Source organism: Streptococcus sp. DTU_2020_1000888_1_SI_GRL_NUU_041A (genome assembly GCF_032387735.1).
GTDB classification, from domain to species: Bacteria; Bacillota; Bacilli; order Lactobacillales; family Streptococcaceae; genus Streptococcus; species Streptococcus sanguinis.
This window is the reverse complement of the sequence record NZ_CP135591.1, coordinates 1,545,421-1,559,380: the sequence shown is the minus strand read 5'-3', so window position 1 is coordinate 1,559,380 and position 13,960 is coordinate 1,545,421. Positions and strand designations below refer to the sequence as shown.

Here is a 13,960-nt window from a genome sequence, read left to right as displayed (position 1 = left end):
AGCTATAAATGCCTATGGAAATGAATAGTCCAGCCGTGACATTTATGTTGCAGTACACGGAGGCCAATAGTGGTTTTGTAGATTACACAAACCGTTCTGAAGCAGTCAAACAGGATCAAGAATTAGCACTTGAAACCCATCGTCAAGAAATTGAAGGATTGACTGAAGAACAAGTTTTGGCTATGCAGGCATCAGTTCCTGAACTCAATCTCAATTTTAGAGACTACCTGAGTTATATGAATCGTTCTTATGCGACGGAAAATCAAACAGAGGAGCTCACTGCTATCTTTACAGCAGATGCGAATTATCTTCAAAGAAGCAAGGTCAATGAGCTAAAGGAAAATCTTGAAACGGCTTATCAAAACGGCTCCCTTCTTTGGCAGGGAGTAATCTCTTTTGATAATGCCTTTTTGGCCCAACAAGGCCTATACGATATTGAGACGGGGCAGGTTGACCAGCAAGCTATCAAAACAGTGATCAGAGATGCTTTGCCGAAAGTGATTGCTAAAGAAGGTTTGTCAGACTCTTCATTTTGGTGGGCCAACATTCACTTGAATACGGAGAATATTCACGTTCATTTTGGCTTGTCTGAACTTCAAAGTGCCCGTGAAAAAATCTTTTATCAACCAAGAGGGCGGATGGAATACAAAGGCAACTTTTCGCAGAAGACTATTTCAAAACTGAAAAGTGATGTGTTTCATGGGTTGCTCAATGATCAGACCCGTAACCGTATCATCCGAAAAGAACAGATTTTAGCGAACCTAAAAGCCAATCTAGTTGACCAAGTTTTTCATAATCAACAGGTAACTTCTTCAGCTGAGAAAAATTTTCTGGAGCAGGCATATAATCATTTGCCGCTCCAAAAAAATTGGCGCTATGGCTCGAATGCTAAAGATTTTGCGGTCAGTAAATTTTTCCTGGATAAATATATTGACTCTTACTTGCAGAATGAAGGGAAAGAGCTTTACCAGAAGTTTGTAGAAGAGACCAGAAACTTCTTGGGGCTTTATGATAGTGCTTATTCAGCTGGAAAAAAACAAACGTATGAACGTGTCCGAAAGGTAAATGGCCAAACGGTGCGATCAGAAAAGCAGGCCAAAGGCTATGACTTAGAAGGTATGTTTCATCGACGGGAACTGGAATTAAGAGAACGGCTAGGAAATCGTATTCTACGCTCTTTTAAAGAAGTGGCCCTGCAGATTGAAGACGTTCAGCTGGAAAAAAATTTGCCAGATTTTTCCAAAGGCAACCAAAATCGAATTCTCCAGCAGTTTCCAGAAGCCAGCTACTTAAAGTCCTTAGCTGACTGGGAGAAAAAAGGCTACAGTCCCAAGGAAGGGATGCAGCCGATTGAAATTATAAAGCCCGTTTATGAACAGTATGATAAAAACGGAAACGGGATCGGAGAAATGAGTTTTGAGACGAGTTATGTTTACGACATCAAACAGATGGAAGAAAATATCCTGACTAAAAGGCTGTCTTTGAAAGAATTGTCTCTCTTTTCTTCAGCTGAACTACAGGAGCTTGTTGATGCGGCCAAGAAGAAAGAAAATCAGACGGAGAAAGAAAGGCAGGAGCTAGGAACTTTTCGCTATGCTCTAAAATTAAGTAAGTTAGAAGAGCGTCAAAAGGCCTTGCTAGTCAGTCAAAAATTGCTTCACCAGGTGCAGCCTTTACGGTCTGACCAGCCGTTTCTCAAGTTAAAACAAGAAAGGCTGGCTACAGAACTTAAGCTAGTTGAACTACAGCTGACACCAAACTATCGCTTGTCTAAGTCTGAATTGGAATTAAAACAATCACTGAGCCGTCAGTTTGTAGAGAGCATCAATCTCCCTATTTCTAAAGCAGATAGGGGCACTATCCAACTTCCTATCCGACACCTACAATCAGAGCTGGAATCGTTGAAACCACTCCAGGACGAGGGGATCCTAATGTTGCTGAAAGGTTATCCTATTTCCAAGCAGGATTACAAGGAAGAGTTGGAGACACAAATCTCCATTTTCCAGGTGAAACATGGGATTTATAAAACCAATCAGAAGATAGCCCAAACCACGGATGAAGCTCAAATCAAAGCCTATAAACAATTCAATGCAAAGGAGTTTTCCAAACTGAAAGAATTGTATGGTAAATTACGACCTGAAGAAGAGGGACAAAAAGAAGCTCTTCTTCAGACGGTACAAAAACAGATCCAGTCTCAAAAACAAAACAGACGCAGCACCATCCAACAAACACAGGGCAGCCTGAAGGTTGATACTAGCTTTATGAGAAATCTGACAGCTTCTCTAAATCAAGCTCAAAGGAGCAGTCAAAAAGCCCTTATGGAAAGAGCTAGGAGTGATGAGCGAGAAGAACAGGAAGAACGCCGTGAAAATCGTCGTTAAAAGCCATTGGCAACCAATGGCTTTTTTTATGTTGACTTGTCCTGTTAGAGCAAGTTTTTTCATTATCCCTTAGACTAGAAGAATAAAACAAAAGAAAGGAGAAAACATCATGAAGCTATGTTTTCCAAGTGTGACAATAGAAGACTTTGACTTTGAAGCTGATTGGCTTGTCAAAGCGCTGGATAGTGAGACTCACCGAGTCCTTTTTGAGGGTCAAAGCAAAAATGCCGATCTTGAAATGACGATTGATTACCAGGCCAATCCAAAGGATTTTGAAGAACTTGCAGTAGGGGAGCTGGTTCAGCTGCCAAAAGAACTGTTTTTAGAAGCCGAAGAAGAACCTTTCCAGCCGATCTGTGAACCTTTTTAATACAAGAAAGGAGCTATTATGCCAGAAGAAACAAATCAACCTCAAGGAAACCGTGGCCGCAGCCGTCGAGAAAGAGTAGAAATTGCCCGTTCCAGAGATATTCTGGATGTCGCCAATGAATTGAATATGGAATTGGTACGAGATGGGAAAGACTATCGCTGGAAAGAACACGACTCTCTGGTAATTTCACCTGATAAGAACAAGTGGAATTGGTTTTCCCGCCATCAAGGCGGGGATGTGATTGCTCTTGTAGAAACTATTAGAGAGATCAATTTCAATCAAGCAATTGACTATCTCAATGATGGTACCTTCAAAGAGTTTACTGCTGTCGAGAGGGAAAAAGAGCCATTTCGTTATCATCTTCAACCGTATGAGCAGGACTTTGTAGAAGCCAGAAATTATTTAAAAGTAAATCGTGGTCTCTCTGATGAAACGATTGACTTCTTTTTAGAAAAAGGTGTTCTAGCACAGGCTAATGCGATGCTGAATAACAGCGTGGAGCCTGTGGTTGTTTTTAAAACCTTGACTTCTTCAGGTGAAATTACAGGAGCTACCCTACAAGGCATTGAAGAAAATCGGGATAAATGGCCGGGCCGTGGCTATGCCAAAAATATTATAAGAAATTCTGATGGAATGGATGGCTTGCACGTGGATATTGGAAAGCCTAATCGGCTCATCTTCACTGAAAGCTCAATTGATTTAATGTCTTATTATGAGATCAATAAGGATACTTTACAAGATGTTCGGCTTGTATCTATGGATGGTCTTAAAGAAGCTACAATTGGCCGTCATCTGGCCCAGCTTCAATCAGAATTATCAGGCCGTCCGCTAAATTGGACGCCTGAACAGCTAGCTAAGGGGCTCCAAACAGCGATTGACAGTCAGTATTTTGCAGATGGGAAACATTCTGATATGATTACTCTTGCGGTGGATAATGACACCGCAGGAAGAACATTCATTGAGGAACTGAAAGATAAAGGAGCAGCTGTTACGGTAGATTTGCCTGAACTGAGGTCAGGACAAGATAAAGCTGACTGGAACGATACCTTACAATATCGGTATGGAGAAGAAGCAGATCATGATTACCATACAGAAGTATCTTATGATACTTTTAAATCAAGTCTAAAGAATTTAACACAAGCCGTTCAAAGCCAAATTCAAGCTGGTGTCCTAAGTGTTACTCTTTCAGATGAAGCTTATTTCTATACTTTAGTCAACTATACAGGCTGGAGCCATCCGATGCAGCAGCTGAAGCCAGAAGCATTAGAAAAATTAAAAGAACACCGTCTATTCTTTGAATCAATCAATGATACCAATATTGAGCGTTTTAAAGAAAAAGGTACACCTGAACAAAATCAGATGTACGAACTTTTAAAAGGCAATCAAAGAGAATTAGGTCGTTCCAATACTTCAACAGTTTTTTCAGAAGAAGTGGCGATCAGTGCTTATAATCTCAATCGCAGATTAAACAGTTTGACAGCTGAGAATTGGGGACAATCTTATAGTGATCCATTAGGTAACTTAGGACAAGATACATGGAAGATTCTTAGTTATCCAGCGAATGAGATTGAGACCTACAATAATGACTACGATTTTCAACTTGTGTCTTATCATTTGATGGAGTACCTTAATGGTAAAACAGGAACGGTTGAGATTTCACAAGAGACTTATGAAACTATTCTCCAGCAGTTAAGAGAGGATGCGGTTATCATTATGCCTGAGGTTTCAGAAGAAGCAACTACTAGTATAGAAAAGTCTCCTGAACATCATCAAGAGACGGATAGACTTTCAGAGCATCAAAAAAATGAGAGGACCAATGGTAGTCAGGGGTCTTTACAGCCCAAGGCTGAAGGCAGTCCCACACCCGCACCAGAAGTTGGTACCTTTGAACGCTCTGTTACCAGTCGTCCTACGTTATCCTCTCATTTACTATATTTTACCATAAATGAAGAGTTTCAGTCAAGTAATGACGGCCGTTATCATGCGGTTACTCCTAGTGATTTAGCTAAGTTAAATCGCACTATCCGCCGTCAAACTATTCAAAATGCAGCACAGTATTATTTGGATGAACTAGCTAATTCCAAGATTTATTATGTAACTCCTGATAAGACTGTTCAGGTGCATTTTGAAGAACAACACTTCATGCACCTGACGGGGATCAAACCGATTGCTGAAGGTCAGACTCCTGAAAAAACTTTGCATGACTTTGCAGAAGGAAACGGACACTTTGATAATATCTTTTTGGCCAATAATGATGCTGCTTTTGATAAACTCAATGTGCTGTCAGATCTTTCAGTCGCAACAGAAAGTACCTCCTTCTATTTTGACGATTTGACGGATATTCGGCGTTATAATGGCCGCTTTGACAGTCTCATAAAATCAGATGATAAAGACATTATTTTGCTGTTTAAAGAGCTAGAGGACGAAAACTTTATCCCAATCTCAGTTTTTCAGTCTAGGACGAAACTAACCAGGGAACTTGAGGCGGTGGATAAAACCCCTATCCTTGGTGTTTACCGTGAACGTGATGGCCAGCTTGAACAGTTATCAATCAATGAAAATTTTGTCTCTGATGGCGGAGAGGAAATGCTGGATAGTCTCAAGAATCAACTGACATCTCCAGATAGTCTAGGTCAAGACAACAACCCGTCACCTTCTCCAGCTGAAGAAAATCAGGTTTATAAAAATTATCATATCCGCTTAGAGAGGTCAGAAGAGTGGCCAAATAGTCCACGGCTGCCATTTGAAGAACAGAGTATCGTTTCTTATGAAGACTTTGTAAAAGAGCTTTACAAGGTTAATCAAGAATTTTATCAGACTCATCATGAAAGTATTGAACAGACAATCGCAGGCAATTCTGCAGCCTATCTGCCGTTTACTAAGATTAAGTTTGATATTTACGCTCCAGGCGGTCAGCTAATTAAAGAAGGTGTACGATATGATATTGGAGATGAAACAGAGCCTGTTTCTCGCCTTCTAGGCTTAGGGTATCGTCGATTAGAAGGACAAGCAGAACTGGCAGCGATTGATGAGAATGTCCTTTCTCAGCTGGAAAATCAGGCCCTTAATCAAGAAATTTCTCAAGAGGCTGACAATCCTCAAAATTCACTCACTGCTCCAGAAACAGATCTGATAGTCTCCTCTGCTGAAGAAAGAGATTTTCGCTCTCCTATGCAGGAAACAAAGGGCCAGCTGGAACAACGGGTGAATGAAATTGTAGCAGATAATCAGAAAGCTGCTGAAGAAGCGGCTCCAGCTAAAGAGCCTCCAGGAAAAATTGATTACAGTCAGGTCACACCTCATGAACTGAGTGAGATTGCCTTTCAAAAGATTAGGGAGTTTACCCGTTCTCCTGAAGCCTTGGCTGAGTATATGGATTTTATGAGTAAATTTCCTCAACTCTCTCCAAGAAACGTTGCGCTAATACAAGACCAATGGAAAGGAGCCAATGCAGTGGCGACTTATAATCAGTGGCAGGCGCTAGGAAAAAGGCTTGAACTTAGACCTGAAGATGTCATTGAGACTAGAAACACCTACACCAATCAGCTGACAGGTGAGACTAAAGAAGTTGTTCACCAGGGCTTGTCTGTGAAATCAGGTGAAAAGGCACAGATTACTCTGTTCCGTCCTCTCATGGCAAGAATGATCCCCGTCCTGGATGACCAGGGAAACCAGGTTAAGAACAGTAAAGGCAATCCGAAATTCAAGAAGATTTCAGAAGCGACACCACAAGAGAAAGCTTTGCTAAAAGAAAGAAAACTGAGGGTGGTTCAATTCCAGGAGAGAGACCAAGAGACAGGGCTGCCTAAGTTCACCACTTACAAGGTGTTTGAACTTTCTCAAACAACCTTGAAACCAGAGAGCTATCCAAAGGCTATGCCAAACCGTCAATACCAGTTTGATACTGATCAGGTAAAAACGAAAGAGGTATTAGATGGTCTATGTGATTATGCAGGGACTTTAGGAGTTCATCTGTTACGGGATGAGGTTCATGAGCTAGGCAATGCTAAAGGTGCCTTTTATCCAGGACAACAAAAAATTCTTCTGAACCCTAACAATTTACCAGGAGAACAAATTGCGACAACTATTCATGAGTTGGCGCATGCTACTCTCCATAATCCCAAATTTACCGCTTATTACAAGGAAGATGTGTCAACTCCTCGCAAGGAGCTAGAAGCTGAAATGACCAGTCATCTGGTATCGAAGCATTTTGGATTAGATACGAGTGAGGCAGCCATCGATTACATGGCTGGCTGGACAAAAAATCTAACACAGTTGGATGATAAGCAGCTGGCAGAGTCCATGAAACGGATCCATCAGACGGTCTCAAAAATGGTCAAGCATATTGAACACCACACAAAACCTTATGAACCTCCCAAAAACAGAGGACAATCGCCAAATTTTCCCAAAAGCCCAACTAAAGGGCTGAAGCCTTAACAGTCAAGGTGCTTCCTATGCGGAGCGCCTTTTCTTATTCAAGAAGATACACACTAAGTTATATAACTTAGTGAACAATAAAAAAGGTGACTTTCTCAGCTGGAAAAGATTGAGTGCAGCGACTTGTCCTCTTAGAGCAAGCTTTTTCATTATCCCTTACACTAAAGAAGTAAAACAAAGGAAGGAGAAAAAGATGCTGACAGTTATTCTGGCTGAAAAAGAAAGTCAAGCCTTAGATTATGCGGAGGCGTTAGGAAACTTCACAACAAGAAAGAAAGTGCATATTATCAAACGAACGCCCTTTCTTCTAGGTGAAGTGCATATTGTATCCGCTGAAGGCCACTTGTTTGAATATGGCCTTCCAAAAGATAATTGGGATTTAGCCAAGCTCCCCTTGGTCGATGTCTCTTTCAAGCAATATCTCAAAAAAGACCCTACCTCTAAAGAAATGTTTAAACGGATTTATGAAGAGGTGACGGCTGCGGATGAAGTGATTATAGGGACGGACGCTGACCGTGAAGGGGAGAGAATAGCTTATTCCATTTTATCTCATATTCCTGAAGGTAAAGCGAAAATTAAAAAGCGTCTCTGGGTCAATTCCATGACAACAAGAGCTCTACAGCGAGCCTTTCAGAATATGAGGGATCCTCAAGAAACCTACAGCTTCTATTTAGAAGCTGAAGCTAGAGCACAAAGTGATTGGCTGGTAGGGATGAATTTATCCCCAATGGCTACGCTAAACCTTCAGAAACAGGGAATGCTCCCTAAAGCAAAGGGAAACAGTTTATCAGTTGGCCGTGTTCAAACCCCTGCGGTTCGTCTGATTTGTGAGAATGATCTGGCCATCCGAAACTTTGTCTCTCAAACCTATTGGAAGCTTCAGCTGGAAGATAAAGAAAATGAGGTAATCTTTACTAACAAGGATAAATACACCAATAGCGACGAAGTTTTGGAGCTTTCCAGGAGCCTTGCTGATGTAGCTTTCGTTTCCTCAGTTGAAGCGGAAGAGAAGGCAAAGCCTGCTCCAGCACTCTTCAATCTTTCTGATTTACAAAGCTATGCGGCTAGACGTTGGAAGTTTGAAGCAACGAAAACGGAGAGGCTGGTTGAAGGCCTGTACTTAAAAAAATACTTGTCCTATCCTCGGACAGATTGTCGGTTTATTACTGAAGATGAATTTAATTATTTAAGGCAGTATCTATCCAGCTATCAGAACACTATTCATTGCCATTTTGAGCCTGTTTTCTTAGAGCCTAGGGATTTTTATGTAGACCCTGCCAAAGTGGCTAAAAGCAGCCACTATGCCCTTATCCCAACGGAGAATATCCCTAATCTCCTAAGCCTTTCTCCAGATGAACGATTGATTTATGAGGCAGTCGTCAAACGATCTATTTTGATGTTTGCGGCTGACTGTCGGTATCAAACGACAACGGTTCAGCTGGAAAATAAGGGGCAAGTCTTTCAAACAAAAGGCAAACGAACCTTAGATCCAGGCTGGATAGAATGGAGTGATCTGCCTGTCAAGAAAGATGTAGAGTTGCCAAATTATCGGGTGGATGATTCAGTAGCTTGCCAGATAACGATTGTAGACGGTGTCACAAAGCCGCCTAAACGATTGACGGAGAGTCATCTGATTGGCCAAGTCTTTCCTAAATATGGTCTAGGAACACAAGCGACACGTGGAGCAGTTATTCAAACAATTCAATCCCGTGGTTACGTGAAAAAGGATAAGAAAACGGATCAGCTCTTTCCGACAGATAAGGGGTACTTGCTGATTAACTATCTATGGGATAATGAATTTTCCAATCCTGAAACGACAGGAGGCTGGGAACTTTTTCTCTCCCAGATTGGCGAGGGAGCGATCAATCCCCGTGATTTTGTAAATGCAATTAAAGATAAATTAACAATTCAAATTGAGCAGGCCAAAGAAGGGAGGGCTGATACATGGTGAAAACTCCATTTTTGGAAAAATACACTGATAACTTATCGGCTAAAATTGCTAAAAAAGAAGCAGATTATGAGGTTTACGGACGAGATGAGGAAATCCAGAACGTCATTACTTCTCTTCGCAGGCGCACTAAAAATAACCCAATTCTGGTTGGAGAAGCGGGCGTTGGGAAGACTGCTATTGTAGAAGGGCTTGCTTTAGCCATTTTAAGAGATCAGGTGCCAGATGATCTGAAGGGCTTAACAGTCCGCTCTTTGGAGCTCTCCAGTCTAATGAGCGATGACGATGGTGGTTTTATTCCTAAATTTAAAAATATCATTCAAGAAATGATTGCTACCAAGGGCCAAAATATTCTTTTCGTTGATGAATTTCATACCATTGTTGGGGCGGGAAGCCAAAACGGGGAGTCTCTTGACGCTGGAAATATTATCAAGCCAGCCCTAGCACGTGGGGAGTTCCAGCTAATTGGGGCTACCACATTAGACGAATTTCACGACTACGTGGAAACAGACCGAGCCTTGGAACGGCGGGTTCAAAAAGTTATGGTTGAAGAACCGACAATTCCTGAAGCGATCACAATTATTGATCAAGCTAAGGTAATCTATGAAGACTTTCATCGCATCAAAATTAGTCGAGCTGCCGTAGAAACGGCAGTCAGGCTCTCAGTTCGTTATATTACAGACCGCTTCCTGCCTGACAAGGCCTTTGATCTGATTGACGAGGCTGCCACTATTTCCTCAGCCGAAAACAAAGAGCTGGTCACTGAAAAAGAAATTGCCCAGGTCTTGAAAAATAAGACGGGGATCCCGATTACCACCATTCTAAAAGGTGATAATGAACGCCTAGCTGGCTTTAAAGAAAAGCTATTGAAACGGGTCAAAGGCCAAGATGAAGCTATTGACGCTGTGGTAGATGCTGTTACGATTGCTCAAGCAGGGCTTCAGGATGAAAATAAACCAATTTCATCTTTCCTTTTTCTTGGCCCAACAGGAGTCGGAAAAACTGAATTATCAAAAGCAGTGGCGGAGGCACTTTTTGATGATGAAGATGCCATGCTGCGCTTTGATATGTCTGAATACAAACAAAAGGAAGACGTGGCCAAACTGATTGGTAATAGAGGAACCAGGACAAAGGGCCAGCTGACTGAAGGAGTCAAACAGAAACCTTACTGTGTGCTATTGCTGGATGAAATTGAAAAGGCGGATGGTGAGGTGCTAGATCTCTTCTTGCAGGTCTTAGATGATGGCCGTCTGACAGATGCCACAGGCCGCCTTGTGAGTTTTAAAAATACGATTGTGATTATGACGACAAACGTTGGAGCGAAGAAAATCATTGATAAGGCGGAGCTGAAAGGCAACTTTAAAAATCTGACAGATCGGGAACGCCAACAGTTTGAACGCAGTATGGAAAATGTACTCCAGAGAGAGTTCCGACCTGAATATCTAAATCGTATTGAAAATAAACTGATTTTCAATCTGCTGGAAAGTGATGTTATTGAAAAAATTGCGGAGAAAAATCTATCAGAGATTGCGTTGCGGATGAAACGCCAAAATCTCACTCTATCCTATGACTCTAGCTTGATTGCTTATTTATCTGACGTGGGAACAGATGTTAGAAATGGGGCCCGTCCACTGGAACGTTTGATTAAGCGGAAAGTCTTGGCTCCTATTTCTGCTAAAAGCCTAGGCCTCAATAAAACGACTCAATCTTACAATATCCATGTTTGGGTAGAGGGCGAGGCTCCAGATGGCAGTCACCGTGTCGATCAGCGCCAACTTCATTTTGATGTGACAGAGCCCCTGGAAGTTCTCTTCAGCTGAAAAAAATACTTCTTTTACAGTGACTTGTCCCTTTACAGCGAAAACTTTCATTATCTCTTACACTAAAGATGTCAATAATTTTAAGGAGGATTTCACATGAAACAAAAATTGACAAACACTCTTCAAACCGTTAAGCAAAAAACAAAACCTTTTTTTCTGACCTTATCTCTCTTCTTGACTGGGCTGTTGGCTTCTCCTGTCTATGCAGATGATCCATTCGCAAAAACTCAAAATCTCGCTCAACAGGGAATTTCAAAGGTCCAGGGAATTGGGATTATCACCTTTGGTCTGGCTATTGTAGCGACTGGGCTTGCCTATGGTCTGGGCGGTCGCGAAATGAAGGCTGCTATCAAAAAACATTGGGTGGCTATTGCCATTGGTATTATCGCAGTAGCTGCTGGCCCAAGTATCGTGGAGTGGGGCTTTAACTTTGTGAAAAACTAAGAAAGGAGTCAGAACCTATGGCATTTAGCCCGTTTCAAAAAAACAAAAAATGCTTGATGACGGATGACTTGTTTTTAGAGCTTACCTGGGAGGAAGGTAAATCTCCTGAGGATGACAACGAGCTGCTTGGCATTATTGAAGGGTTAGATAATAGCTATCTGCCAGAAGGACAGATTTCGGTTGAAGACTCTCTTCCTTATGTGAGTTTTTTGACGGCAGAGCTGCTCTTTCAGGAACTGAAAAAAGCCTATGGAGAATTTGCTTTTCAGAAGGTAGCCGTTTGTCACCTGGAAGGGAAAGAAGCTGTTTCCGAAGGAGAAGTATTTGCCAGTCCCTTTGTGATTGGCAAAACCTATCAAAATTTGCTTATCCCATTAATCCAGGCGATTATGACAGATGAAGCTTTTAGAAATTATACTCATTCAGATAAAAAGGAATACTTTGAAAATCAAGTGTATCCTATTTATAGGCAAAGCTTAGGTATTCCTGAGTCGGCCCTCCCTCTCTTTCCAGCTGAAGGTGAAGCGATGGAACCTGTAAAAAGTTCCTATTTTACAACTCCACGGGAGCCTCAAGCGATGGCTTCTTCAAAACAGGTGACACCTCAGCCCGTAAATCTGAAAAAAGTTTATTTCCTGCTGGGAGTGATAGGGGTGTTGACGGTAGGAGCTTTGAGCTTGTCAATGCTATCTATCAGCCGCCTAACCAAACAAAACGAGCAGCTTCAGTATCTTTACCAGGAGTTGAAGCAAGAACAACACTTAGTAGCTACTGAACACCAGGTAGATGTATTCAATCGCTATTTCCTGCCAAACTATTATTCAGGAAATAAGGAAGCTCTGGCCCCGTTCCTAGATGCTGGAGATGCTAAGTACACCACTCCTAAAGAGGGTACTTTGCAGTCTGTCATCTTAGAAAAAATCACGTATGATGCTGAAAAGAAAAGCTATCAAGCAACCTATGTTTTATCTGTTAAACAAGGTGAAGAAGCTTCAAATCACCGCTTGAGTTTTTCTGTCAAAGAAGATAAATCTAGTACTTACGGCTTTGTGGTCATAACAGAACCGAAAGAAACAGATTATCTCAAGCCCAAAAAATAAATGAAAGAGGAACATATCTTATGAAAAAGAAACAACTTTTAGCTAGTCTAGCCATCTCTACAATCATTTTGAGTCAGGCAGGTGCTGTATTTGCTGCTGAGAATGTCGCTCCAGTAGATAACACTTCCAGTCCTTCAGTAACAGTTCCAGCCCCTTCAGCTGAACCAGGTACGAGTGTGACGCAGCCAACAGAAACCCCATCTTCAACAGATCAAACGAATCCCGTCGATGGAACGACTACCCCAGGAGTTCAGCTACCATCTGAACCGTCACAGCCAAGTACCCCTCCAAGTACGGTAACACCAAGTGACTCGAATACCCCTCCAACATCAACGGAGGAACCAACTAAGCCAGGAGGCAACACAACATCATCTTCTTCAGAAACGCTTCCAGCTGATGGAAAAGGTCAGACTGCTGAAGATCCTAAATCAAAAGATCCTGTGACCCCTCCTAGTAAGGATGAGCCAACAACTGTTCCAACGATTAACGGCGGTACAGCTACGATTACACCAAATACCAATACCCCAACTAATGACCCTACTATTTCTGCTCAAACAGCTGCCAGCGTGGGAGCTAGTCAGGTAGGAACAACTTCCCAGGTGACTGGTCAAGTTGTTTCTAACGTATCTCCGACTGAACCAATTTTTACGAACACGGGCTATCAAATTGTCTCTACACAAAATAGCCAAGTCGTGATTGCGACTGCGGATGGTTCCACTCAAACGGTGGCTCCTGAAGTAGTTGGCGCTACAGTTAATTCAGATAAAACAATTTCAGTTACAGATCAAGTAGGAAAGATGACCACTCTTCCATCTACAGGAGATAAAGGAAGTCTATTGACTGTCCTTGGAAGCTTGTTGCTGGGTGTAGGTACTTTCTTCTTGAAGAAACTCCGTGAGGCTAAAGAAGCCTAGAAAGGACAATTGCTTATGCAAACATTTATAGCTGATGGCCGTGTCTCTGATATTCCTCAAGATGCAGTTGGTAAAACTTCTAATGAGAATGTCAGCTTCAAATTTGATTTTGTGTGTGACTCCAGTCTCTTGGATGAGAACCGCAAGCCAACGCCTAGCTTCTTCCACGTTCAAATGTACGGAAAACAAGCAGAAGTGATGGCAAAAAGCCTCTCTAAAGGCTCTCCTATTTTGCTGAAGGGAGAGATTGTCCAGCGGAGCTATACAAATAAAGATGGTCAACGTCGCTCTTATCAGTATATTGCTCCTGCACAGTTTGACGGGATCACCTTCTTGGAAAGTAAAGATGCGGCGGTCAAGCGTCGTCAAGCTCAAGTTCCAGGAACTAATATTTTCCAGTCTGAACCAGCTCCAACTCATCAAGAACCTGAAGGAAGTTCAGCTTACCCTATCCCAATAGATGCTGATGAACCTTTCTAAAGTTCAGTGTAGCACTTGGCTTTAAAAGCCAGGTGCTATTTTTATTGTATGATGAGAAAGCTATTC

Annotated in this window: 9 protein-coding genes; all 9 read left to right on the top strand. The window is 42.0% G+C overall.

From position 1 onward, the window contains the following. The first annotated feature begins 14 nt into the window (after positions 1–14). On the top strand, positions 15–2,381 hold the full coding sequence (gene mobP2, locus RSK81_RS07605; protein ID WP_410530920.1) for a MobP2 family relaxase: 2,367 nt from the start codon (positions 15–17) through the stop codon (positions 2,379–2,381). 109 nt (positions 2,382–2,490) lie between these two features. Beyond that, positions 2,491–2,751, top strand: a complete 261-nt coding sequence (locus RSK81_RS07600) for a hypothetical protein (RefSeq protein ID WP_315686398.1) — start codon at positions 2,491–2,493, stop codon at positions 2,749–2,751. An 18-nt stretch (positions 2,752–2,769) separates the two neighbouring features. Continuing rightward, a complete protein-coding gene (locus tag RSK81_RS07595) occupies positions 2,770–7,188 on the top strand; it encodes a PBECR4 domain-containing protein (RefSeq protein ID WP_315686396.1) in 4,419 nt (1,472 codons plus the stop codon). A 193-nt stretch (positions 7,189–7,381) separates the two neighbouring features. After that, entirely contained in the window at positions 7,382–9,139 is a 1,758-nt protein-coding gene (locus RSK81_RS07590; RefSeq protein ID WP_315686394.1) for a type IA DNA topoisomerase, read from the top strand. Next, the gene (locus RSK81_RS07585; protein ID WP_315686392.1) at positions 9,133–10,956 is read left to right on the top strand and encodes an ATP-dependent Clp protease ATP-binding subunit; all 1,824 of its coding nucleotides are present in this window, start codon (positions 9,133–9,135) and stop codon (positions 10,954–10,956) included. Before RSK81_RS07590 ends, RSK81_RS07585 begins: the two co-directional genes overlap by 7 nt. 96 nt (positions 10,957–11,052) lie before the next feature. Further along, positions 11,053–11,400: a TrbC/VirB2 family protein gene (locus RSK81_RS07580; RefSeq protein WP_315686390.1), complete on the top strand. Its 348-nt coding sequence runs from the start codon at positions 11,053–11,055 to the stop codon at positions 11,398–11,400. Between the two features lie 17 nt (positions 11,401–11,417). Further along, positions 11,418–12,500: a hypothetical protein gene (locus RSK81_RS07575; RefSeq protein WP_315686389.1), complete on the top strand. Its 1,083-nt coding sequence runs from the start codon at positions 11,418–11,420 to the stop codon at positions 12,498–12,500. Between the two features lie 20 nt (positions 12,501–12,520). Continuing rightward, positions 12,521–13,414 (top strand): LPXTG cell wall anchor domain-containing protein, encoded by an 894-nt coding sequence (locus RSK81_RS07570; RefSeq protein WP_315686387.1) that lies wholly within the window; start codon positions 12,521–12,523, stop codon positions 13,412–13,414. A gap of 15 nt (positions 13,415–13,429) precedes the next feature. Continuing rightward, a complete protein-coding gene (locus tag RSK81_RS07565; RefSeq protein WP_315686386.1) occupies positions 13,430–13,894 on the top strand; it encodes a single-stranded DNA-binding protein in 465 nt (154 codons plus the stop codon). Positions 13,895–13,960 lie beyond the last annotated feature (66 nt).